The 24636-nt window shown below is 47.3% G+C and carries 21 protein-coding genes; 13 read left to right on the forward strand and 8 right to left on the reverse strand.

From position 1 onward, the window contains the following. Positions 1-142 precede the first annotated feature (142 nt). From WG89_RS07095 to WG89_RS07110, 4 genes are all read left to right on the forward strand, one after another. Positions 143-1081, forward strand: coding sequence for a carbohydrate ABC transporter permease (locus WG89_RS07095; RefSeq protein ID WP_062263400.1), 939 nt, complete (start codon positions 143-145; stop codon positions 1079-1081). Between the two features lie 12 nt (positions 1082-1093). Further along, positions 1094-1936 (forward strand): carbohydrate ABC transporter permease, encoded by an 843-nt coding sequence (locus tag WG89_RS07100; RefSeq protein ID WP_062263403.1) that lies wholly within the window; start codon positions 1094-1096, stop codon positions 1934-1936. A gap of 70 nt (positions 1937-2006) precedes the next feature. Next, the gene (locus tag WG89_RS07105) at positions 2007-3143 is read left to right on the forward strand and encodes an ABC transporter ATP-binding protein (protein WP_062263406.1); all 1137 of its coding nucleotides are present in this window, start codon (positions 2007-2009) and stop codon (positions 3141-3143) included. A gap of 161 nt (positions 3144-3304) precedes the next feature. Next, entirely contained in the window at positions 3305-4747 is a 1443-nt protein-coding gene (locus tag WG89_RS07110) for a hypothetical protein (protein WP_153301466.1), read from the forward strand. An 8-nt stretch (positions 4748-4755) separates the two neighbouring features. On the opposite strand, the gene WG89_RS07115 is transcribed toward WG89_RS07110, so the two are convergent. Both WG89_RS07115 and WG89_RS07120 read right to left on the reverse strand, forming a co-directional pair. Next, a complete protein-coding gene (locus tag WG89_RS07115) occupies positions 4756-5871 on the reverse strand; it encodes an anhydro-N-acetylmuramic acid kinase (RefSeq protein WP_062263412.1) in 1116 nt (371 codons plus the stop codon). A gap of 47 nt (positions 5872-5918) precedes the next feature. Next, on the reverse strand, positions 5919-7346 hold the full coding sequence (locus tag WG89_RS07120) for an OapA family protein (protein ID WP_062263415.1): 1428 nt from the start codon (positions 7344-7346) through the stop codon (positions 5919-5921). 414 nt (positions 7347-7760) lie between these two features. On the opposite strand from WG89_RS07120, the gene tyrS reads away from it, so the two are divergent. From tyrS to WG89_RS07140, 4 genes are all read left to right on the forward strand, one after another. Next, positions 7761-9068, forward strand: a complete 1308-nt coding sequence (gene tyrS / locus WG89_RS07125; protein ID WP_062263418.1) for a tyrosine--tRNA ligase — start codon at positions 7761-7763, stop codon at positions 9066-9068. 188 nt (positions 9069-9256) lie between these two features. Continuing rightward, complete coding sequence (locus WG89_RS07130; RefSeq protein ID WP_062263421.1) at positions 9257-10291, forward strand: YjgN family protein; 1035 nt, start codon at positions 9257-9259, stop codon at positions 10289-10291. After that, positions 10291-11310 (forward strand): M48 family metallopeptidase, encoded by a 1020-nt coding sequence (locus tag WG89_RS07135; protein ID WP_062263424.1) that lies wholly within the window; start codon positions 10291-10293, stop codon positions 11308-11310. Before WG89_RS07130 ends, WG89_RS07135 begins: the two co-directional genes overlap by 1 nt. A 248-nt stretch (positions 11311-11558) precedes the next feature. After that, positions 11559-12866, forward strand: a complete 1308-nt coding sequence (locus WG89_RS07140; RefSeq protein ID WP_062263427.1) for a PTS sugar transporter subunit IIC — start codon at positions 11559-11561, stop codon at positions 12864-12866. A 33-nt stretch (positions 12867-12899) separates the two neighbouring features. On the opposite strand, the gene WG89_RS07145 is transcribed toward WG89_RS07140, so the two are convergent. The 3 genes from WG89_RS07145 to amrB all read right to left on the reverse strand — a co-directional run bounded on the left by WG89_RS07145 (position 12900) and on the right by amrB (position 15062). Next, positions 12900-13424 carry a hypothetical protein gene (locus WG89_RS07145; protein WP_153301467.1) on the reverse strand — a complete coding sequence of 175 codons (525 nt, stop codon included), beginning with the start codon at positions 13422-13424 and terminating at the stop codon, positions 12900-12902. A 201-nt stretch (positions 13425-13625) separates the two neighbouring features. Next, positions 13626-14198 (reverse strand): AmmeMemoRadiSam system protein A, encoded by a 573-nt coding sequence (gene amrA, locus WG89_RS07150; protein ID WP_062263433.1) that lies wholly within the window; start codon positions 14196-14198, stop codon positions 13626-13628. A gap of 84 nt (positions 14199-14282) precedes the next feature. Then, positions 14283-15062 carry an AmmeMemoRadiSam system protein B gene (gene amrB, locus WG89_RS07155; RefSeq protein ID WP_062263435.1) on the reverse strand — a complete coding sequence of 260 codons (780 nt, stop codon included), beginning with the start codon at positions 15060-15062 and terminating at the stop codon, positions 14283-14285. Between the two features lie 80 nt (positions 15063-15142). Between amrB and amrS the strand changes: the two genes are divergently transcribed. From amrS to WG89_RS07175, 4 genes are all read left to right on the forward strand, one after another. Continuing rightward, positions 15143-16237 carry an AmmeMemoRadiSam system radical SAM enzyme gene (gene amrS / locus WG89_RS07160; RefSeq protein WP_062263438.1) on the forward strand — a complete coding sequence of 365 codons (1095 nt, stop codon included), beginning with the start codon at positions 15143-15145 and terminating at the stop codon, positions 16235-16237. Between the two features lie 215 nt (positions 16238-16452). Next, positions 16453-17844 (forward strand): autotransporter outer membrane beta-barrel domain-containing protein, encoded by a 1392-nt coding sequence (locus tag WG89_RS07165; protein WP_062263441.1) that lies wholly within the window; start codon positions 16453-16455, stop codon positions 17842-17844. Positions 17845-17941: 97 nt separating this feature from the next. Beyond that, positions 17942-18442: a cupin domain-containing protein gene (locus WG89_RS07170; protein WP_216638448.1), complete on the forward strand. Its 501-nt coding sequence runs from the start codon at positions 17942-17944 to the stop codon at positions 18440-18442. Between the two features lie 5 nt (positions 18443-18447). Next, entirely contained in the window at positions 18448-18918 is a 471-nt protein-coding gene (locus tag WG89_RS07175) for a DM13 domain-containing protein (protein WP_062263448.1), read from the forward strand. Positions 18919-18981: 63 nt separating this feature from the next. Here WG89_RS07175 and WG89_RS07180 read toward each other — a convergent pair whose 3' ends face one another. Both WG89_RS07180 and WG89_RS07185 read right to left on the reverse strand, forming a co-directional pair. Continuing rightward, the gene (locus WG89_RS07180) at positions 18982-19575 is read right to left on the reverse strand and encodes a histidine phosphatase family protein (RefSeq protein ID WP_172806734.1); all 594 of its coding nucleotides are present in this window, start codon (positions 19573-19575) and stop codon (positions 18982-18984) included. A 211-nt stretch (positions 19576-19786) separates the two neighbouring features. After that, on the reverse strand, positions 19787-20938 hold the full coding sequence (locus tag WG89_RS07185; protein WP_062263454.1) for an MFS transporter: 1152 nt from the start codon (positions 20936-20938) through the stop codon (positions 19787-19789). Between the two features lie 103 nt (positions 20939-21041). On the opposite strand from WG89_RS07185, the gene WG89_RS07190 reads away from it, so the two are divergent. After that, positions 21042-21812, forward strand: a complete 771-nt coding sequence (locus WG89_RS07190; RefSeq protein ID WP_062263457.1) for an AraC family transcriptional regulator — start codon at positions 21042-21044, stop codon at positions 21810-21812. Positions 21813-21852: 40 nt separating this feature from the next. On the opposite strand, the gene WG89_RS07195 is transcribed toward WG89_RS07190, so the two are convergent. Then, on the reverse strand, positions 21853-24231 hold the full coding sequence (locus WG89_RS07195; protein WP_062263460.1) for a Lon protease family protein: 2379 nt from the start codon (positions 24229-24231) through the stop codon (positions 21853-21855). Between the last annotated feature and the right edge of the window lie 405 nt (positions 24232-24636).

Consider the following 24636-nt stretch of genomic DNA (forward strand, 5'->3'; position numbering starts at 1 on the left):
TAGTTTGTGACTGTTTATCTTGCTTGAGTATCAAGGGCCTGTGTGTGCCTGTGGCATTTCCGGCAATGAAGCGATAGCTTAAAAAAAGCAGCTTACTGATAAAACAGTCTAGCGACGTATAACAAGAATGAAGTAGAAGATCATGATAACCATTTCTACCCCGCGCCAGCGTCTGATGACGTTTCGTCAAAAAGAAAAATTCCAGTATATGATGCTGCTCATACCCGGCTGCATTCTGTATGGACTGTTTAACTTTCTGCCTTTGATCGGCACCTTTTTCATGTCACTGATCAGCTGGCCTGGTATTGGTCCCTGGGAGTTTGTGGGGACGGATAATTACCACGAACTACTCACGAATGAAGTCATGCGTGAAAGACTGTTTCAAGCGTTCTGGCAGACTCTGTTTTTCTTTGGACTCTGTATCGGTTTCTTTTTAATGATCGGAACCGTTTTTTCCTTGTTACTGAGCTGGAATACAGCGGGCAAGAAATACTACAAAATGGTTTTCTTCCTGCCATATCCTTTAGCCGCTATTGCTATCGCATTTTTAGGCCAGTTGATTGTTGATGTCAGAGGGCCATTGAATCAGCTGCTTCAGCTTGTGGGTGCTGCTGAGGGACCGGTACTGTTTCTTGGCGATGAAGATACAGCACTGCCGACCATTGCTGCTTTTTATATCTGGCAGAAGCTTGGCTTTGTCATCATGTTGATTCTTTCTGCCATTCTCGGGGTTCGATCCGACCTTCTTGAAGCGGCTGTACTGGACGGTGCCAGTCGCTGGCAGTGTATTCGTCATGTGGTATTACCGGTTCTGACCCCTGCTTTTATTTTGATCACCATTCTGATCATGGTGGATGTCTTTAATAACGCCGACCTGGTGCTGATTCTTATGGGGCCTGATGCTGGCCCCTATTACTCAACCGACGTTATGGGAACTTTCCAATATCGAACGGCATTTGGCAGCAGTGGTGGTTCCGGTGCTGCAGATCTGGGTATGGCGTCAGCCATTGGTATTGTCATTGCCCTGATGATTTTGCCGGGCAGTGTTTATCTGGGCCTGAAGAATTTACGAGAGCGCTAAGGGAGTTTTGCCATGGAAAAAATCTTCAAACTTCGGCCCCATGAACAACTGCTGGTTCAGTTTGTTTTACTGGCCTGGGCGCTGACTATTCTGTTGCCCTTTGGCATTGCGCTGATGAATTCAGTGAAGCCTAACTTGGGTGCGGTTTTAAGAGAGCCTTTTGCGCTTCCGGAAGTCTGGCAGTTTTCTAACTATGCCAGAGCCTGGGATCGGGCTGATTTTGGTGAGTACTTTCTGAATTCCATGATCATCAGTCTCAGTACAGTAGTGATCAGTGTATTGCTGGCGACCATGGTCTCTTTTGTATTGGCTCGTCATGAATTCAGGGGTAAGAGCCTGATCTTTATCTGCTTTATGATTGGCGTGATCATACCCAGTAGGCTGGCTTTGCCGCCTATGTTTGTAGTGGTTAAAGAGCTTGGTCTGGCCAATTCATTGGTGGGTGTTATTCTGGTTCAGTCGGCTGTCATGTTGCCTTTGGCAGTCTTTATTCTCACGGCTTTCTTTAAGGGCGTTTCTCCAGAAATAGAACAGGCGGCACGGATTGATGGCGGCTCTCCCTTCCAGATTTACTGGATGGTGGTATTACCACTGGTAAAACCGGCCATTGCCACCGTTGCTTTGTTGGCCTTTGTTTTTTCCTGGAATGAATACATCCTGCCCCTGTTGTTTTTACAGGATCGGGAGTTGTACCCATTAACGTTGGGTATGCAACAGTTTAAAACCCAGTTTGCGGTTCAATGGCACATGATGTTTGCAGGGTTGATCATCATGATGGCACCGACTGTGATTGCCTTTTTGCTGGCTTCAAGAGCCTTTATTGAAGGCCTGACCCAAGGCGGCGTAAAAGAATAATAAGTCCTGTATGAGCCCGTCTTGGGCCAGGACAAAATAAAAATCTTCAGGATTGAAGCAGGTATCCGTTATGGCCAGAGTCGAACTGAAAAATATCAATAAAAAATACGGCGATGTGCATGTACTTCATGACATCAATCTGGATATCAAAGAAGGTGAATTTGTCGTTTTTGTCGGACCTTCAGGTTGTGGTAAATCCACTTTGTTAAGAACCTTGGCAGGATTGGAAGAACCCAGTACCGGAGATATTTATCTGGATAACAGAAATGTTGTGAAAGAGGCTCCAGCAGATCGTGAAGTGGCTATGGTGTTTCAGTCCTATGCACTTTATCCACAAATGACGGTCAGGGATAACATGTCTTTTGGCTTGCGTATTGCCAAAAAGAACAAGGCCGAGATTGATGTGAAGGTTGAGATGGCAGCCCAGATGCTCAAGCTTGATCATTTGCTGGATCGAAAGCCGAAGGAGCTTTCGGGTGGTCAGCGTCAGAGGGTAGCCATCGGTCGTGCCATTGTTCGAAACCCAAAACTGTTTCTGTTTGATGAGCCGCTCTCAAATCTTGACGCAGAGCTGCGTGTGGATATGAGAGTCCAGATTTCAAAGCTCCATGATGAGCTGAAATCCACTATGGTGTATGTCACCCACGATCAGGTAGAGGCCATGACGCTGGCCGATAAAATCGTAGTGCTCAGGGACGGCAAGGTTGAGCAGGTGGGTGCTCCAATGCAGCTCTATCATCACCCCGTCAATCAGTTTGTTGCAGGCTTTATCGGTTCTCCCAAAATGAATTTTCTGGATGTCAGGGTGATGGAGGCAACAGACAAATCCGTCACCGTAGCTCTGACAGGAGGTGACCAGTTGACCCTTGATCGAGAAGGAAACCACCTCAAATCTGGTGATGACCTCACACTGGGTATTCGTCCTGAGCATATCAGCCTGGATGGCAGCGGTGATGCCAGTCTGAGTTTAACGCTTGATGTTATAGAGAATCTGGGGGCCCAGTCTTATGTGCATTGCAGTGGTGCCACCATTGAAAAATGCATTGTACTGGCGGCCGGAGAAGTGGATTTGCCAGCAAACAGCTCTATCAAGATAGGTTTGAATGCCCATAATTGTCATTTGTTTGACCAAAAGGGTCTTGCTGTCAAAAAAATGATCTCACAAGCGTCAGTAGTGCGTGACTCGAAAGTCGTTGCAATGAGCTGATTTTATTAGACATTAAGAGCCATTCCCTGCGTCCAGCCACGCAGCATCTATTACACTGAATAATATATAAATGTGTACATGGATGGTGTGTGATGGGCGAGGTCTCAGGTCCCCAGGGAAGTAGCGGGCAGCTATTTAGTGCATCAACAATCAAAGAGGGGGTGAAATCAGTTTTTGCCAAGTTGGGTGGTGTGCGCAGAAAGATCACCAAATCAGCCTCCTTTCAATTACCATCACTGAAGACAGAACAGGTTAAAAGCAATCAGCCTCCACCCAAGCCGGCAAGGAATCTTAAATTGAGAGCGGCAATGAAGGCTGAAGCGAAACTGTTCATTCAAGTGCTTCCTCAGGAGGGGCGTTATACATCCGCTCCTACCCCAAAACCCAGAACCAGGCCATCTTCTGTTTCCAGTCAGCAACAGACAAAATCTGAAACAGACCAGCCTAAACCCAAACCACCCGTAGCACCGAGAACGGGCAAGGCAGCTCCCAGGAGACCTCAGCCAACCCTGCAGGCAAAAGACCTTGTTGAGGCAAGGCAGCAGTTAAAAAGTACCCAGTCGAAAGCATCAGAGTCCAAAGTTCAAAGTGAGCCTCTTTATTCCAATTCTTCCACAAGTTCAGCTTATGAGAATGTTTCAGGCAGAGAGCAATTTCGATACCACACTCAATATGAGAATGTGACGCCTCAAAGTGAGAGTGATTATGTGAGTGATGAAGACATTCAAAAAATGCGGCAGGATCAATTAAGGAAGAAAGAAAGACCCACTCCTAGACCCCGAACCCGATTAAAAGACAAGGATGATCATTACAGTACCCTGAATCATGATACAGCCCCCAAACCAAAACCAAGAAGCTATGGCAGTGAGCCACCTCCAGGGTATGCAAGACTTGGGCAGAATAATACTTATGATGTACCCAGTAATTTGAAAAAAACGCCAGAGTATGATGTGCCCCGCAAGCTGCACACACCTCCAGGCTACGATGTTCCCAGAAGTCTGAAAGACAGGCCGTCACCTGAAAATATTAACCAAGGCAATCATGATGTGGAGGTATGGAATAACCCTTCCTATGGTGAGATTCCTCCGCCCCTGCCTCCAAGAAATCCTGTAAAAGATCGCTCTGACTCTGTGGATCCAGTGACAGGAGAGAATATTTATGAGTCACTGGATGATGACGAGCTAGAACTGGAAATGCTTGAAAAAATGCTTGAGATGGAGGGTGGGGTTGATGATGAGGTTCATCCTAATGATGCTTTCCGTCTTGTGCCGTTACTGAAACAACTGGTTCTGCTTGAAGAAGAGATGTCAGATTTAATTCGCGATTTCAAGCGTGAGAGACCTCCAAAAACCAAACCTCTGGAAAGAGCTGTCCATATGAAGCAGGAAAGGTTGCTGATGAAGCAACAGCTTGAGAATAAGGGGGTTGATAAGTTGAAGAGTTCACTGCATAAGTTGATTCAGGATGAACTCGTATCTCCAGAGGAAAGAGCCAAAGTAAGAAGCCGTGTGGCAAAAATCAACGACGCTCTGGCCCCAGCCCTGAAGGCAAAATATGGCCGACTGGGCGTTGAAGCAAGAACTTTGAAGGCACCCGAAGGCTGATCACTCCATCATCCAGCCAGATAGATAGCACCTAAAATACGTTTACCGGAAGCACCCGTTACTGCGGGCAGGTTTCCGGGATTTCCTTCCAGTGTCTGTTTTGCCAGCCAGGCAAAGGCTACTGCTTCTACCCAATCCGGCTCAATTCCCAAAGACGCTGTTGTTAAAACGGCTATAGGATTCAATTCGTTCTCGATGAGCTTCATCAGGTGTTTATTACTGGCTCCACCACCACAAACCAGTACTTCTTTGAAGGCAGGAGCGTACTGGCAGATATCCAGTGCGATGGTTTTTGCTGTCAGTAGAGCCAGTGTGGCGGCAACATTTTCTGCGGGTAGTCCTGAAAAGTCCTTCAGGTGAGACTCCAGCCAGCCCGGGTTAAAACGTTCTCTGCCGGTACTCTTGGGAGGCGCCTCGGAAAAGTAACTGTCTTTTAACATGGCGTTCAACAACTGATCATCGACCTTGCCAGAAGCAGCCCATTGGCCGCATTCATCAAAAGGTTGATCCAGATGCTGTTGGCACCAGTAATCCATCAGAACATTACCAGGCCCCGTATCAAAGCCAGTCACAGGTTTCTGAGGGTCGGCGTGAAGAAGGCTGATATTGGACATGCCACCAATATTCAATATCACCCGGTCATGTGTGGAATCGCTGAAAACGGCCTGATGAAAGGCCGGGACAAGAGGAGCTCCCTGTCCTCCAGCAGCCACATCGCGACGTCTGAAGTCTGCAACTACCTGAATACCGGTCAGTTCAGCAATCAGACTTGGATCGCCTATCTGAAGCGTAAAGCCTTTTTCAGGTCGATGACGAATAGTCTGCCCATGACTGCCGGTGGCTGTAATTTGGGTGGCAGAAAAGCCAGCCTTTTCTAACAGTAGTTGTACGGCATGTGCAGACTCACGAGCAAATGCGGGTTCTGCTATTGCCATCCGTTCGATTTCATCTGGACCCGGTAAAGTAAGAGCAAGCAGTTGCTCTCTGAGATCATGAGGAAGAGGGTGGGAGAGAGCCTGAATCTGGTGACAGTTCTCTGAAGTGTTCTCTTCGAATGCCACCAGGACAGCATCTATGGCGTCCAGGCTGGTGCCTGACATCAGGCCAATATAATATTCAGGCATATCCTTGGTAATCCATCATGCCCCTTCCATAGAAGGGGCTATTGCCGCTATTCAGACTCTTTCTCGTTTTTGGCCAGCATGGTACTGCTGTTTTTTTCCAGCTGGGCCACGGTTTTGCTGGCAAAGGCCATGAAACGATCCCGCTCCGATTTTGGGATGGGTGAAGCATCGGGCAGTTTAACGGTCACTGGATTTCTGTGAACACCGTTGACCCGGAATTCATAATGAAGATGAGGTCCGGTTGCCCAACCCGTTTGGCCAACGTAGCCAATCGTCTGACCCTGCTTAACCCGGCTGCCTTTCCTGAGTTTTTTATTCAGGCGGCTTTGGTGAGCATAAACCGTCACGACATTGTTGGGGTGCTGGATATAGACAACATTGCCATAGCCATTCTGCCAACCGGTAAATTTGATTTTGCCATCACCTGCAGCCTTGATCGGTGTGCCGGTAGGTGCAGCGTAATCCGTTCCCCTGTGAGGTCGCTTGGTTTTAAATACCGGGTGGAGCCGGTTAGGATTAAAACGGGAGCTGATACGGGTGAAATTCACTGGCGTGCGCAAGAATGCTTTTTTCATGCTTTTGCCATCTGGTGAGTAATAGCTGGTGTCGCCATTACTGTCTGTATAGCGAATGGCTGTATAACTATCACCCTGATTCACAAAAGTGGCTGCCAGAATGTTGCCATCCCCCAGCTTTTCATTATCAAGGTATTTCTCTTCGTAGATCAGGTTAAAGCTGTCACCGCTGCGAATATCCAGTGCAAAGTCGATGTCCCAGCCAAATATGGCCGCCAGCTCCATGGTCATTTTCTCGCTCAAACCCGCATTTTGACTGGCCAGGAACAGAGAGTTTTTAATCGAAGCTTCACCATACGCCACTCGAACTTCCGGCGTGAGAGTAATCTGTTTACCCACATAGCCATCGTCCTGCTTCTCATAGAGTATGCTTTCGAGCTTGTTCTGGACGTAGCGAAGCTGGGTTAAAACCCCTTCGCTGTTGACGCGGTATTCAAGGGTTTGTCCGGGACGAATGTCGGTCAGTCTTTTACCCAGCTTGGGCGTTTTGGATACTTCATAGACCACTCTGGCACTCAGGCCCATGTCATCAAACAGGGTGGATAGGTTGTCACCGGACTTAATGGTGAGACTGTTCCATTTGCCCAGGGCTGCTTCTTCAGCAGCCAAGCGTTCGGCTTCTTCTTTGGCCAGTCGCTGGGCTTCAGTTTCTACAGGTGTGGCTTTTTCTTCAGAAGAGGCCAGTTCTTTAAGGGTTTCCTGAGGTGTGTCGGGTTGAAACTCATCAATCACCAGCTCGGTTTCGGAGCGTTTGGCTTCAACCTGTGGAGAGGGTAACAGGCCTACTACAGTCATAACTGCAGCGGCGACACCGGTTACCAGTAACAGGTGTCTCTTTGGAAAACTTTTGATGCCATTGGTGCGCGTACGCGTGGCACCTCTTGGGGAAAGCTTGGTCATTACACGTTTTTACTTTTGAAATACTGCCGTTGATACATCAGCCGCTTTCTTTCGCAATGGGCCGTTGTGCTCAGGATCAGGCTGTATTTCTTCTCGCTCATGGCTATAGGTTAAAGTTTTGTGACGAATCTATATAAATTATATCTCTAAACGCTACATAATGAATTGATTTATAGCTATAAGCGAATTGTAAATATTTTTCTGAACGGCGACAGAAATTCGACAGTGGCTTAGAGGGACATAACATTAATAGCTGAAAGTCCCCAATCTGTTTGTGGCTTTTTCTGAAATCCTGTTACCAAAGCGCACTCTGCGTTACCTAATGTAAGGAAACCCTTTTTTCCGGCTTTGTTCTGAACGCGTTTTGTTGTACTTTACCGACAATTTTTCGCTTCCCCATAGCAGGATAGGTAAATGTCTGAGAGTCAAAATCCGCTTCTGAAAGATCTGCAGGCCCGCCAGCTTATCGCGCAGACCACTGCCGTAGAAGAGCTGGACGCTCACTTGAGCGAACAGCCACGGGTTCTTTATTGCGGCTTTGATCCAACTGCAGACAGTCTGCACCTGGGGCACCTGGTACCTCTGTTGGTGCTGAAACGTTTCCAGATGGCAGGCCATAAACCCATTGCCCTGGTAGGTGGTGCTACCGGACTGATTGGTGATCCAAGTTTCAAGGCGGCTGAGCGTCAGCTGAATACCCCTGACGTGGTTGCAGGCTGGGTTGACAAGATCAAGGGGCAGGTGAGTCAGTTCATCGACTTTGACTGTGGTGATAATGCTGCGCTGGTGGTCAATAATCTGGACTGGACCGGTGAGATGACCGCTCTGGACTTCCTGCGTGATATTGGCAAGCACTTCTCCGTCAATGCCATGATCAACAAGGAGTCGGTACAACAGCGTCTGAATCGTGAAGGTTCCGGCATTTCTTTCACCGAGTTTTCCTATGCCCTGCTGCAGGGAATGGACTTTTCCGAACTGAACCGCCGTTATGACTGCACTCTGCAGGTAGGTGGTAGCGATCAGTGGGGCAACATTGTTGGTGGTATTGATTTGTCCCGTCGTCAAAACCAGGCCAAAACCTTTGGTTTGACAGTGCCTCTGATTACCAAATCCGATGGCACCAAGTTTGGTAAGACGGAAGGTGGGGCTGTCTGGCTGGACACTGCCAAGACCTCCCAGTATGCCTTCTACCAGTTCTGGATGAACACAGCGGACGCTGACGTATACCGCTTCATGAATTTCTTCACCTTCCTGCCACAGGAACAGATTGAGGAAATCAAGAAAGAAGACGAAGCTCGTGAAGGTCGTCCACAGGCTCAGCAGATTCTGGCCAAGGAAGTGACTCGTCTGGTACACGGTGAAGAAGGTCTGCAAGCGGCAGAGCGAATCACTGAAGCTCTGTTCTCTGGCGACATCAACAGTCTATCTGAAACCGACCTGGAGCAACTCAAGTTGGACGGTCTGCCCAGTGCAACCATCAAGCGTGATGAGCTTGAAGGCAATCCTATGACTCAGCTGTTTGCTGAAGTGGGCATGGTGAAGAGTGGCAAGCAGGTTAAAGATGCCCTGGGACGCAACGCCGTGTTTTTTAACGGCACTGCTCGGGGTGCCGCAGATAACATGAATCTGCCAGAGTGCTTTGCTAAAGAAAATGCCTTGTATGACCGTTTCTTCCTGGTGAAACTGGGTAAGAAAAACCACTTCCTGTTTGAAGTGATCTGATACTGATCGGGAAGCACTGAAATCTCAGTGCTTCCATTCCTTTCCTGTTTAATCCCCTTAATTTGTTTTCTTTTTAAAATCCAAAGTCGTTTATCTCAAGGTAATGTGAGAAATAGCCTACATTTTTCGAAAAAGAATGGCGGTATAGTTCTCCCTGCTTGAAATGGAAATCATCACATGGAGTGATTATGGAGACAGGGAAGTTGCTACCTCCAGGGCAGGAAGTGCACCATCATTTTGAATTCACTGGTAAGGCTGGTGAATTCTTCAGGATATGGATCGTCAATGTTCTTTTGACCGTTGTGACACTGGGCATCTACTCAGCCTGGGCAAAGGTCAGAACTCGCCGTTACTTTTATGGTTCTACCTGGGTTGCAGGTTCTTCCTTCAGCTATCTGGCAGATCCCATCACTATTCTTAAAGGTCGATTAATTGGTCTGGGCCTGTTGGTGGCATTCTCACTGGCCAACCAATATTTTCCATTGGTCAGCTTATTGTTGATGCCCGTGATTCTTTTTGTAATGCCTTACATAATTAATAAATCTTTGTCGTTTAATGCCCGGGTCAGTGCCTGGAGAAACGTGAGATTTAAGTTTCAGGGATCTTACTGGAGAACCTTTCTTTACTTCATTCTTTTACCCATAGTTACAATGGTTTCACTGGGACTGGCATTTCCATGGGTGATAAAAAAGCAGAAAGAGTATTTGGTGAATCACTACAGCTTTGGTGGTGAAGACTTTAAGGCATTTTTCCTGGCAAAAGCTTTCTATATGATGTATTTGAAAGTCATCATGTACATTACCCTCTTTGCTATTTTTATTGGTCTGCCAATAGCGACATTCGGAAATTATCTGGGCGGATTGTCTGGCAGTCTTATTGCAATGACTGCAACTCTGATTGGTTATCTAATTACCTTTGCCATTGTTATGGCAGGTACAGCAAACATTATCTATGGCAATATCTCAGTCGAAGAGTACCGCTTTGAGAGCCGTCAGAAGGCGACAGACCTTCTTTTAATTTATCTGACAAATGTGCTGGCTATTGTTTGCACACTGGGCCTGGCGATCCCCTGGGCTATGATCAGGCTGGCTCAGTACCGGGCTGAATCCACCACGCTGCTTGCTGATGAAGCACTTGATCATTTCACCGATCAAGCTCAGGAAGAGCAGTCTGCTATTGCTGAAGAAGTGGGCGAAGTCTTTGATCTGGCGGTGGGTATCTGATGCGAATCAGGGGGCAGTATTACCCATCAGGCAGCAGTCGATCTCAGGATACCTATCTTGAGGTTGATGAGTCGGGGCAGGTTTACCTGCGCTGTTCTATCTCGGATAAATATTCCCCCCAGGGACACTTTGAAGATTTAGATGTCAGTAGTCGTGTTGGGAATTCAGCACGCTCCATTCGCTTTCTGGATGGTGCTCTCTTTGAATCCACCGAAAATGATCAAATTGACAAGACTCAGAAGCAACATTTGAAGAGCAGTCGCTTTAATCTGATTCACAATATTGAATCCCGATATCGCTATGTTCTGGCTTCGGCTGTAGCGATGGTGGGGATTCTCTGGTTTCTGTTGACGGTGGTGGTGCCATTCTCTGCTAAACAGGTGGCCATGAGTTTGCCTGAATCAGTGGCTCTGAACGTGGGCCAGGGGACGCTGGAAATTCTGGATCAAGTCTTTCTGGAGCCCAGTAAACTGGATTCAGAAACCCAAGGGCGGCTGACTTCGGTTTTTCAGACAATGGTTGTACAGTCCAGTCAGTCCTTGCCTCTGCAATTGGTTTTCAGAAGCAGTCCTGATGTAGGGGCCAATGCTTTTGCCTTGCCTGATGGCACCATTATTCTGACCGATGAACTGGTTCGTCTTTCTGAAAATGATGATCAACTGAAAGCCGTTCTGGCTCATGAAATCGGACATGTTGTAGGACGCCATAGTCTCAGGAGCGTATTGCAGCAGACTGGTTTGTCAGTTTTGTTGATTGTTGTGACTGGCGATGTAGTCTCTGTAGCCAACCTTGCCGCCGCTTTGCCTGCGTTGCTGATGGAAAGCAGCTATTCGCGAACAATGGAGACGGAAGCTGATCAGTATGCTCTGGCTTTCATGCAGGAGCATGGACCAGAACCCTATCATTTTGCCGACATCATGGGGCTGTTGAAATCAGAGCACGAAGGCGCTGACATTCCCGTATTTTTCTCTACTCATCCGGACAGTGATGAACGTATTAAACCTTTCCTGGCAGAATAGATCTGACGATTTAACTGCCTTCTAATTATCTTTTATGCAATTCACCGATGGTCGAAACGATAGATTCGATCATCAGTGAGCACTTCTTTGTTCGGAATATCGTTCACGTTGATTCACATCAAAACACGCTTTTCTTTAGGTGTATACCGAAGTGTAACCGGTTTCATTCTTCTGGAATCCTAAGGAAGATCCAGATTAACTCGGTAAGAAATACTTCTTGCTCAAAGCCGGGAGTAGTGAGGAAGCGCATGGAAAAAGTCGTACAACGAGTCGAGCAGATACTGCTGCCGATTGCCGCCAGACTGGCCAATATCAAGTACCTGATTGCGATCAGGGATGGCGCTGTTTACGCCATGCCGTTTTTGATTGTGGGTTCCCTGATCCTTCTGCTTTTGAATCTTCCGCTGACTGATCCTGCCAACTTCATGTACTCCCAGTGGTATACCGATCTGATGGCCGAGTATAAGGGAGACTGGCTTCAGCCTTTTTATGCGACCATGGGCATGGCTTGTCTGTTCATCAGTTTTGGCCTGGGTTCCAGTCTGGGTAAGCTTTATGGTCTTCCGGAAATTACCAGCGGCTTTTTATCCCTGTTTGCCTTCCTTCTGGTTGCAGCACCTGTAACCGGTTGGCCGCCAGCCATTAATGCTACTTACCTTGACGGCAAGGGGATGTTCACAGCGATCATCGTGGGTGGTATTGCGATTGAGGTTTATCGGTTCCTGGTGAACAAAAAGATGACCATCAAGCTGCCTGATCAGGTACCGCCGGCTATTGCCCGCTCCTTTGAATCCCTGACACCGGTTATTGCCATTATTCTGATTCTTCAGCCGATTAACATCATGCTGTCCAATATGGGCGACGGCATGTTGTTGCCAGAAATGCTGATGGAAATCTTTAAGCCCCTGATCTCTGCTTCAGACTCTCTGCCAGCTTTACTGCTGATTGCTTTCATTATTCATATTCTCTGGTTCTGTGGCCTGCATGGTGCCAACATTGTAATGGGGGTTGTGGGAACCTTTACCCTGACCAACCTGCAAATGAACCAGGCAGCGCTGGCTGCAGGAGAGCAGCTGCCCGCTATTTTTGCCGGCGGTTTTCTGGATAACTATATGAACCTGGGTGGGTCGGGTGCGACCTTGGGTCTGGCGATTGCCATGGCGATCAGTCGCAGTGCTCATTTACGTTCCATTGGTCGTATATCAGTGGTGCCGGGCATTTTTAATATTAACGAGCCGATTCTGTTTGGTGCGCCGATTATTATGAATCCGATTCTGGGCATTCCATTCATTCTGATTCCCATGATCAATGTCACCGTTGCCTACTTTGCCACTTCCATGGACTTTGCCGGCCGAATTGTTGCTCTGGTGCCATGGACCACCCCCGGGCCTTTGGCTGCGTTCCTGAGTACTAACTTCCACTTTGGATCATTGTTCCTGGCGCTGGGTCTGTTGGTGATGTCGACCCTGCTGTATCTGCCCTTCCTGAATATCTATTCCAAATCCCTGATCGCTCAGGAACAGGCTGATAGCGTGGCTAAAGCAGCGACTGCCTGATGTCATGGTTGATAGAGGCAGGGATAGCCTCTATCAAATCGCATGACCTCTTTTCAGGGCATATTCTCTGACACCCTGAATAGTCCCATAGATAACCATGATTACCACTAAAGCTGCAGCTACTATGCCTATGGTCTTCAGATCGCGGTAGGGATCTTCTTCGGAGGGAGGCAGTGTTGTGGATTTTCCATGTGTCCTCTCTGTTGTATCACCATTGCCTGAGCCTGATCCGCTGTAAATTGAGTTGAGAGATCTCTCAATCATTTTCTTGTGAATGTATGGCAGAAAGCAGACTCTGCTTTCTTCTTCCAGAGGCTCATAACAAAGGCTGTTGTTTTGAAAAATCCAGGGTGATCGTTGGTTGTTTTTATCTTTAGTGTTGTTGTAAAAGAATCGAAATAGACTCTTCCTGGATTTGAACGGAGTGGTAAAGGACGGGGACTCAACTACGCCCTGACTTCCCATAATTAAACACCCATTATAATTAGCCGGATTGATGCCAAGCTGCTTTTTATCAACCATACAGATAAAGGCATATAGGGTTTGTTGCTCGGGCATTTGGCTATTGCTGAAAAATGGCAATGGCACGGAATCAATCAAAAGAGAAAGATTCTCCAGTTCATTTTCAGGTAGATAGTATGCAAATGAGAATGAAGTACAAAAAATGTACCCGAAAAACAGCAGGGAGGCTCGCATAGTGAATCCTGTTATTGGTTTTAGAGTTAAGAACAGGATAGGGGGCTCTGGGTATTTCGCTGATTAATCTTCTTCTTTGAACTTTAAACATTGATAGGAAAAGCACTCCATGTCATCCGGCCATGCATGAGACTGTAGTCCAGCTTTATGTTTGAGGTGTAGAAGAAACTCATTGGGGTCAGGCAGTTGCTCCCAAACCTGTGGCAGAAAAGTAGCTTTGTGGTATTCACCTTGTATCAGTAAGCCGTCAACGCCAGGTGTTAGCTGACTCAGAAGGTCTTCTTCATTATCGACATTCATTGTACTCATGGGTGTTAGAACCGATATCTCAATACTCAAGTCTGCCAACTCGTTTTCAGTCACAGGGAAGAAGCGCTGGTCCCTGAATGCACTGGCGAAAGCGTTGTAAGCGATATCTTCGATTAGAGGTTTCTGAGGAGTCAGTGAGCCAATACAGCCTCTGAGCTCGCCCAACTTCTGAAGCGTCACAAAGGTCGCTCGATGAGCTTGAAGTCTGTCAGGATACTGTTGGGTGTCTAGCTTTGGGGCGTTGCCCTCAACACAGGCTTCTGCAATGGTGTGGCGGGCCAGGCGCAACAGGCTTTTTTTATCCTGTTCTGAGAGGTTCAGATCCATCTGGTTTTATCCTTTCTGGCCGTCAGCAAATATTTGTTCGTCAAGAGTCGGGCATGTAACACTGAATATCGACTCAAATGACCCTTACTGGATGACATAGGCGCCATACCCTACAACCCGCTTTTTATCACCCGCCGTATCACCAGAGTTGCGAACATCAAGGGTGACCACTTCCATCCCTCTGCGCTGAGCAACCTTCAGCATGCCATTGAGGGGGGAGCAACCGCAGGCCTGCCCCCCGGTCAGGGCACAGCTCATCTGTTCAATGGCTTTTGTGGTCAGGCTGTCACGATGATTGGCTTCTTCATAAGGAAGGTAGTGGCTCAGGTCTGAGCTGATGACGATCAGGGTTTCGTCCCCTCCCCAGAGGTAGTCGATGACTTCTGCTACTGCATAAGGGGACGCGTCGCCTACGACAAGAGGGATCAGTTTGAAGTTGTCCAGAGTGTTCTGAAGAAAGGGGCATTGAACTTCGAGGCTGTGTTCTCTGGCATGGGCGGCATCCATGATTTGGACCTGGCTGAAGCGTTCCAGACTTTTGATGGCCATTATGTCCAGTGGGATTTCACCTAACGGAGTAGAAAAAGCCTCGCAATCGGGTAAGGCTATACCTTCAAAAGCCACTTGATGAGAAGGTCCCAGTAGCACGACTCTTTTAATGTTTCGGCGAAAAGGTTCGAGTTGTTTATAACCAGACGCAGCAATGGCACCGGAATAGATATAGCCAGCATGGGGAACAATCAGAACTTTAGGCGACAGCTCCCTCTCGTTAGCTTCAGACATCAGGTTGCTGACAACAGTGTGCAGAAGTTCTGGCTGGTCTGGATAAAAAGCACCAGAGACAGCAGGTTGTCGAGTAGTCATTGAACCTTTCCCCCCGGGTGAGCAGCTCTATAATTATAGTCAGTGAACCGAGTGAGGCACTATTCAAGCGAGGCACAACGATGAAGAATGGAAGCCATCCGTCTCCGCCAGAGTTTTTCCCGACACAATACTGGCACACTCTGGATGATGGTCGGATTCAGTGTGATGTTTGTCCCAGAGCCTGCAAGTTGAGAGAAGGGCAGCAGGGGCTGTGCTTTGTCAGAGCCCGACATCAGGATCAGATTGTTCTGACCAGTTATGGACGATCCAGTGGTTTCTGTATTGACCCTATTGAAAAGAAACCGTTAAACCATTTTTTACCGGGCACTCCGGTTCTATCGTTTGGCACCGCTGGGTGTAATCTGGCCTGCAAATTCTGCCAGAACTGGGATATGAGTAAATCCAGAGAAATGGATACCCTGGCCGATCAGGCCATGCCGGAGCAGCTGGCTCAAGCTGCTCTTGAAACAGGTTGCCGGAGTATGGCGTTTACCTACAACGATCCGGTCATTTTTCTTGAGTACGCCAGGGATGTTGCCTTGGCAGGTCATGAAAAGGGTATTCGATCTGTGGCCGTCAGTGCCGGATACATTTGTGAAGAGCCCAGGGAGGCCTTCTTCGAGTTTATTGATGCTGCGAATATTGATCTAAAAGCCTTTAGTGAATCCTTTTATAAGAAAATCTGCGGTGGTGCTTTGCAGCCAGTTTTGGAAACACTGCAGTATCTGAAGCATGAGACAGATGTCTGGTTTGAATTAACCACTCTGTTGATTCCTGGCGAGAATGACTCAGACAATGAACTCCATGAAATGACAGAGTGGATTGTCGAACATCTGGGTGTTGATGTTCCCATCCATTTCACGGCTTTTCATCCTGACTGGAAAATGCTCAATCATTCTCATACTCCTGCTGATACCTTGACAAGAGCAAGAGGTATTGCTCTTAGCAAAGGCATTCGATACGCCTATACAGGCAATGTTCACGACAGTCGGGGAGGCAGTACCTGGTGTCACAAGTGTGGGCACATATTGATTGAAAGGGACTGGTATCAGTTGGGCGCCTGGAATCTGAATTCAGGGTGTTGTAATCACTGTGGTGAATCTGTTGGTGGTGTGTTTGAAAGTAAGGCGGGAGTTTGGGGGAGTAAAAGAATTCCTGTCAGAATGAATCCGTAAACCTGTATTGAAAGAATCAAAAGCTCTCTGCACGTTTCTATTTTTCTTCAAAAAACTTATTCCGGTCCTGCTAACGTTGATTCAGTCAGAACGCAAATACGACAATGAAATGATAGTGAATCGTTTTATTGGAAAACTGGATAACCTGCTGCGATGAACTACTTTCTGATCTGGAGGGATTTATTAACATTGCCACATGAAGATCGGGGGTAGTTGTGAACGCCAGGTACAATCTTTCTAAAGCCATAAGGCCCGTTGCACTGAGCATTATTGCGAGTGGATATCTTACACCTGTTCCGGCTGAAGCCGGAGTAGAGTCTTCGGTAAGCAGTGATAAGGATGGTAGCAGTGCCACCATCACCTATTCGAAAACGATAGAAGCCAAAGCCACTATCAATACAGATAAGGTTCATCAGCTGGGGAAAGACGGCAAGTATTACTTTGAAGCCACCGAAGTGGATCAGCTGATTAGAGAGGGTAAAGTGGTTCCGGTACAGGCTATACCGGGCACAATATCCGCTATGGCATTAACCCCTTCGGTTCCCTTTGCTCTGAATCATCTCGCCGTTGCTGACAAAATGATGATGGAGTCCAGCCTGACTGCATACGACAGTTTTACAGGTCTGACCCGGAGTATTCTAAAAGGTCGAATTCCTGCAGCCTCTATGAGTGGTGTTGAAGGCAATCTGTTGGATAAAACGCCCACCGCTTTATTGAAAGCCGAAAACGGTGATGCATCTTCTGATGTTGATTACCTGGGACAGGATGAAGATTCTAACAGTTACATGAAGTCAATGACCGATGGCGCTACGGCATTTGTCAGTGGTGACTGGTTTGGCCTGGTTGAGTTGTATGGACATTACTACGATCAGGACAAAATGAAAAATATGGCAGGTTTTAAGTCCAGTGGATACGGCATTCAGATGGGGCTTGTAAGACCTGTCAGTCAAGACTGGCTTTTGGGTGTTTATGGTGCCTGGCAGAAACTGGATGCTGATGTAAAAGGCCATAATGGTGAAGTAGATACCGGCACCTGGAGATTAGGCCCCACCCTGGCATTCAGTAAGGAGGGTTTTCATGCAGAAGCTCTGGTCACTTATAACTGGAACACGATTGACAGCAAAGTGTCCCGATACAAGGCGGATTACAAGAGTAAGGAGTGGGATGCTTATATTCGGGGGGGATACGACATCAATCTGGATGGATTGACTTCGGGTTTGACGCTGACACCGGAAGTGCAATTTCTCTATGCCAATCAGAGCCGGGATGAATACAACTGGGCCATGGGCATGGTAGGTAAGGGAACCACCAAGGGGTGGGTGTCCAGAATGGGCGGTAGCCTGACATACGACCGATTTCAGATGAATCAGCCTCTTGAGGTTAAGGCTTCTCTAGGCTGGCAGCATAATGATTATAAGCCTGATGATATCGAGTACATGAATTCAAAATACAGCTATAAAGGCTATGACGAGAACGCGGCTTATTATTCTCTGGGAATGGGCACACAGCTGACCGAGCAACTCAATATGAATATTGGCTATGCAGGTACATGGTCTGAGAATGCATTGGGTCATTACTTGCAGGCGGGTATGGAGTTCAGGTTCTAAGTAATATTATCAGCAGCACATGGATTGCCAAAACGCATCTTTACGAAGTGTTTGGGTTAACTCACTATAGGGTTTCCAATGCTAGGAGGGTTGCATAGTGAAGGGTGCAAATGACTGGGTAAAGGCGTTAGATCTTCAGCCTCATCCGGAAGGTGGCTACTTTCGGGAAACCTATCGTTCTGATGAGGTGATCTCTAAAAGTAATCTGCCTGAGAGGTTTTCAGGTGAGCGTAGCTTTTCGACGGCAATTTATTATCTCCTCAAAGGGCATGATTTTTCTGCCTTTCATCGCATTCATCAGGATGAAGTCTGGCATTTTTACGACGGTGCATCACTGACTATCCATGTTATTGCTCCTGACGGTGCTTATTCTACTGCAAAGCTGGGCAGGAATATCCTGAAAGATGAGTTGCCTCAGTTTATAGTGCCAGCAGGATGTCTGTTTGCTGTTGAAGTGAATGACCCAGCTTCATATGTTCTATCCGGTTGTACTGTGGCACCCGGTTTTGATTTTGCTGATTTCGAAATGCCTCCTGCTGAGCAGTTAATAGCTTCTTATCCTCAACATGCCTCTCTGATTGAACGATTGACACGGTAAAAACCATGAAAAAGTTTATCGTATTGCTTATCAGCCATGCTCTGGCTCTGGCCATTGGTTTTGCAGCGGGTATTTATGCTTTACCCATTTTGATAGCACCTCCTGCACCGGAAACAAAGGTTGTTGAAACAAAAGCCAAAACAGCGAAGTTTAGTGGAGAGTTTCGTCGGAACCTCAAAGGCAGTGACAGTTTGCATTGGGGAGAAGGAAAGGTTTTTGTCGGTAAAAATGCTGTCTCATTAATGGGGGAACTGGCTCCGGGGCCGGACTACAAGTTGTATCTGTCGCCTGAGTTTGTTGATAACGAAAAGGATTTTGAGCGTCTTAAATCCAAAATGGTGCGGGTAGGTGACGTCAAAACCTTTAAGAACTTTATTGTCCCTGTACCGGCGAATATTAATATCAAGTCATACAATACAGTGATTATTTGGTGCGAAACCTTTAGTCAGTTCATCACGGCTGCAAGATATCGCTGAGTGCTTGAAATAAAGTGGCAAAGGTCGGGCTTATAGTGTCTATATAAGTCCGACCGCAGAGGCTTAATTAAAAGCTTTATCCCAGTCGTCTGCATAAAGGTAGCCCAAGGTATAGGCTTCTTTTTCGTCCTGATCGATGGTCAGAAAGATGGATGAGTTGTAAGTGGACTTGTCGTGTATGTCCATAACGACAAGGTCATTATTCTGGGCTTCACCCAGTTTGTCGATGCAGGTGCTATGGGTGACCAGAATCAGGTTTTTCCCTTCTTCTTTGTATTTGAAAATATCTGCATAGAGATTTTCTTTGCACCCTTCACGCAGCCAGACTTGAGTGGTGCTACCTTCTTCGCCAAACATCAAATCAGCAGTCTGGTCTGTTCTTTTGACCGGGCTGTTGTACACGATGGTTTCCTGATTGGGCAGATGGCTGAATTCCTGCCCGACCTCTATAGCTTCTTTTTTACCCGGAACAGTTATCCCCGTTTCACCTTGCATACATTGGTTATCAGAGCGATCACAACGCTCGGCATGGCGAACCAGAGCAACAACATTGCCTTGATCCCAGTGAGTCTCAAGATCAAACAGCCTCTTTTCGTCGGAGGCCAGGCTGACAGTGGGAGCAGGCTGCAGAAAGAACCAGGCCGTGGTAGCTGACACAGCCAGTCCAGCAAGGGCAATCAATGACTTTTTCAACATAGTGAGTGTGTGCGATATTTTTTAGAAGGTGCAATGTATAGGAACAGTCCCTTCGAAAAACAGTGTTGATCAACGCAGAAAAAGCCTGACAATCTTCGGTATTACGATGAATTTATTGTGTAAGTTTTGTTTATAGTGGGGTCGTACATGACCCCCTGAAAGGTTAGAAGTGTTATTTCCCCTTTGGCATAGCCATTGCCGCAACAACGGAGCAGCACATCAGGACAGCCAGGATGATATATAGCAGCCAGAAGCTTTGGGTTTCACCGTAAACAGTGGCTATGAGCCAGTAAGCGATAACCGACATACCCAAAGCCAGAGTGTACTTGATAGCATAAAAGCGGGAGCGCCATTCTTCCGTGGAATAGTGACCAATCAACCAGTCGTTCACTGGAATCTGGGCAAATGTAGCCAGTAACAGAGCGGTTAGAGAGAATAAAAGATAAGTCTCTTTTGCTATGGAAGATAAAAGAAGGGTAAGAACCTGAAGTGAACAAATAGCCATTAGCAAACGTTTGGCTGGAATTCGATCCAGAAGCTCACCTATAGCCAGCTGGATGAAAGCGGCCAGAGTGAACATCAGGGTGGCCAGACTGCCAATACCGGTCAGGTTTGAATCAATGCTGGTTTCCAGAATTTTAGGCAGGCTGGTGGTCAGGGTCTGGAAAACCAGTCCGCCAAAGCAGGCTACTACCGCAATGCCTGCAAAAAGTCTTATCATCGCGTGTTTGTTTAGCTGCTTTGGTTTAAACGATTTTTCTTTTGAGTGTTTGCTGGACTGATTTCGCGATGCCCAGTGATATTGGAAGCCCATGGCAATTGAGCAGAGGCCCGGAATGATAAAGGCTGATTGCCAGCTTATATTTTCTGTAAGAAAAGCAGTAACAGCAGCAGCAGAAGCTAGTCCGAGGTTGCCAGCCAGTCCGTTGATGGCCAGAGCCCTGCCAGGCTTATCGCTGGTAGCAAATACCAGCGCGGTGCCTACAGGGTGATAGATAGAGGCAAAAAGGCCAATAGCACCTACACCCAATGCCAGTTGTACCGGGTTAGTTGCAAGCGCACAGAAAATAGCTGAGGCTCCCATACCGAAGAAAAACAACTTCATCATCCCTTCCCGGCTCCATCGGTCACCCAGCCACCCTGCAGGTAGAGAACCAAGGCCCAGAGCAAAGACTCCCAGACTGCCGTACTTCAGCAAATCGGCATAAGCTATATTCCACTCATTTTGCAGGGAAAGAATTACGGTAGGAAATATAAGTACGAAGAAGTGATCCAGGGCATGGCCGAGGTTCAGACTGAGAGAGTGGCTCCGGATTATGTTCATAGTGTCTCAGGGGGAAGTTGATTTTGCGGAGAGAGTCTAGCAACCAGAGATTTGTCGTATAGAATGATTCTGGACAGTTTATTGCTCAAATCGGACATCTCTATTGAATGATCCCAAAGCCCGTCGAAAGCAACTTGAATCCATTCCTCGTGCCGTTATTGTCTACGCGACGGATTATCCTGATGGGTATAGTACTGGCCTTCATCATCATCCTTTTGCCCAGTTGGTTTATGCCACGCAGGGCGTTATGGAAGTTGAAGCCCAGGAGCGCCTATGGATGATTCCTCCGGGGCGCGCTCTCTGGGTGCCCAGCAAGATTTCTCATAATGTCACAATGCACGGTGGGGCAGAAATGAGAACCCTCTATATTCGTTCAGAACAATTCCAGTCTCTGCCTTCGTCGACGCTGGTGCTGAATATCTCCCCTTTAATGAAAGAAATGATTCTTGAGGCGCTCAGGCGACCCAGGCTGTATGCGCCTGGGAGTGAAGACGAACGGTTTGTTGATGTTATGGTGGAGCAGATTCATCGACTGGAGTCAGAGGCTTTTTCATTACCGGTGTCAGAGCATCCCGTTATGAAGTCGATTTTGAATCAGATGGTTTTAAATCCAGAAGAAACCATCAGTCTTGAAAGTCTGGCCGACCAAGTTAATGTCAGTAGCCGTACACTCAGTCGCATGTTCAAGTCTGAAGTAGGGATGTCTTTTATTCAGTTTCGCCAGCAGGTGCGTTTATGCAGAGCTTTGAAGCTGTTGGCTCAGGGTTGCCCTGTTGCCAATGTGGCGGTGGATGTGGGTTTTTTCAGCCAAAGTGCGTTTATAAAGTTATTTAAACAATCTTTTGGGAAGACGCCAGGGGAATACTTTAAGTAATAGGGTGGAGTTTGAGCTCCACCCTGATTGAAGACCAACGTTAGCTGCTTTCTTTGGACAGCTCAGAAATTTCTTTCAGTCGCTCAAGCACTTTATAGTTGATGGAGCCTTTGGTGTACTGACCTTTGGTATTCAGTGAGCCCGTTTTGCAACCGGTCAGCAGTTCCATAGCTTCGTCAGCATGGCTCACTGCATAGACACTGAATTTCCCGGCTTTAACGGCATCCACCACTTTCTGGTGCAGCATCAGGTTCCTAAGATTGGTGGCAGGAATAATGACACCCTGTTCACCGGTCAACCCGCGGGCATTACAAAGATCAAAGAACCCTTCAATCTTTTCATTCACCCCACCAATGGCCTGAACTTCACCGTGCTGGTTCATGGAGCCGGTAACAGCAAAGCCCTGCTTGATGGGGGTGGCTGTCAAAGCAGAAACCAGACAGCAAAGTTCTGCCAGAGTCGCGCTGTCGCCATCAATGTAGCCGTAGGATTGTTCCATAGTCAGACTGGCAGAAATGGCCAGAGGGAATTTCTGTGCGTACTTACTACCCAGGTATCCTGTCAGGATCATGACCCCTTTAGAGTGGATAGCCTGACCCAGGGAAACTTCCCGCTCGATATCAACAATGCCTTGTGACCCTGGGTACACGGCAGCGGTAATTCTTGCCGCTGAACCAAAGCTGGTATCGCCAATGGACATGACGGTAAGGCCATTGATTTTACCGATCTTTTCACCTTCGGTATCAATCAGAATGCTGCCTTCAATCATTTCATCCAGAATCTGTTGGCTGACACGGCCTGTTCTTTCAGATTTTGCTGCCAGTGCTCGATCAATATGTTCGTTATTGATCTTGCGACCCCGACTCATGCGACGGATGAAGTCTGATTCCGCCAGCAGATCGAACAGGTCGCCGATCTTGGCAGACATCTCACCCTGATGTTCAGCCATTCTGGAACTGTGTTCTACCAGACGAGCCACGGCTGTAGCCGTCAGTGCCGGATACTTCTCGTCATCAGCACGATTTTTCAATAGCTGGGCAAAAGCATGGACAGACTCTTTGTCCCGGATAATCCGGTCATCAAAGTCCACAAGTACCCTGAACATTTCATGGAAATCCGGATCCAGTTGTTGCAGCAGATAATAAATGTCTCTCGAACCGACAAGAATAATCTTGATGTTCAGAGGTATGGACTCTGGATTCAGCGTGATGGTGTTGAGCAGTCCCATCTCGGAATAGGGTGACTCAATTGTCAACTCTTTCTCTTTCAGAGCACGCTTCAGGGCTTCCCAGACAAAAGGTTCTTCCAACAGTTTGTTGGCATCCAGTAACAGGTAGCCGCCGTTGGCTTTATGAAGGGAGCCTGGGCAGATCTGACGATAATTGGTCACCAGAGCACCCATCTCGCTGGCGTATTCAATACGCCCAAAGAGGTTCTTGTAGTTAGGATGGGATTCATAAACGACTGGAGCTGCCCCTGTTGTAGAATGACCTATCAACAGGTTGGGAGCATAGAGCTCGACCAGAGACTGACGCTTGGTGGAATCATCCTTGGATTCCATGTTGCGATCATCGGCCAGAATATCAATGACAGTGCGGTGCAGGTGATTTTTGACCGCTTCCAGATAATCCAGTACCGGCTTCTGGTTACTGTACTCTTTTTTAAGAGGTTTGAGCAGAGGCTCCATCGCCTGGTCAATGGTTTCCTGGTTCAGCTTCTGTAGTTTTTCATTGGACTCGCGCTTCCATTGAGGAAGTTCAACCAGCGAGTCGTTCAACATGGATTCCAGTTCGCTGATATCTTTATTGAACTTGGAGCGCTTTTTATCAGGAAGCTGGGCAAACTCGGTTTCGTCCATAGCCTTACCCTGATGCATAGGGGTAAAGCTAAGGGAGCCGGCTTCCCTGAATAGAGCAATGTCCCGCTTCAAAGCTTCCTGTTCAATCAGGTCAATGGCGTGATCGTAACTGCGGTTGAAGTCACGTTCTATAACGCTTTTCTTTTGCTGATAAGTGGGGTTTTCAAAAGCTGCTGGAAAGGTCAGCATCAGACTATCAATAAATTGATCGAAAGCTTTTTGCAGAGGCTCCCCTTCGCCTGCTGGCAGGGTGAGAACCTTTGGCTCACGGGTATTGTCAAAATTATTGATGTAAATCCAGTCGTCCGGTGATGTCTGGCGCTTGGCTTCAGACTCCAGGTATTTTCGCAGATAGGACATCCTGCCGGTGCCAGATTCGCCCATTACATAAATGTTGTAGCCCGTTCGATGCATGGCTACGCCAAATTGAATCGCGCTGGTAGCTCTCTCCTGGCCAAGGATGCCCACATAGTTTTCAAGATCATCGGTGGACTTGAACCCAAGCTCTTTGACCGGCTGTTTCGCAATAAGTTGACTGGTTGAAAGTTTAAGCTTTTTCACTAAGGCCTGCCGTTAACTGACGAGTTCTCTGGGTTAGGTGTTTTTGCAGAACGCTGAAAGAACAGAAAATAGAAGTTGCGTTGCTGCTTTAAGAACCTGCCGGGTAAGTAAACAATCGTCCGGCAGGTAGTCTTGTTATCCGTCTTTTCGGATAACCCGTATGAATAGCATAATGCTTTTCTCAGTCTACTGTCATGAATTCTGTTGCCAATTGCCGGATGGAAGAAAAAAGTACTGTCTTTCTTCGTATTTTTTTCATTGGTTATGGGCACTTGTTACAAGAACTTGCTTCTCATTATCTCAAAAATAGCGTTAATCTAAATGATGAGTTGTTCAGTGCCGATAGTTGAAGTAACTGCAAGTAAAAGTGTCCGATAGCTTCATATCGGTGAGTAGTACTTTCGT

Origin of the sequence: Endozoicomonas arenosclerae, assembly GCF_001562015.1 — a bacterium.
Lineage (GTDB): Bacteria > Pseudomonadota > Gammaproteobacteria > Pseudomonadales > Endozoicomonadaceae > Endozoicomonas_A > Endozoicomonas_A arenosclerae.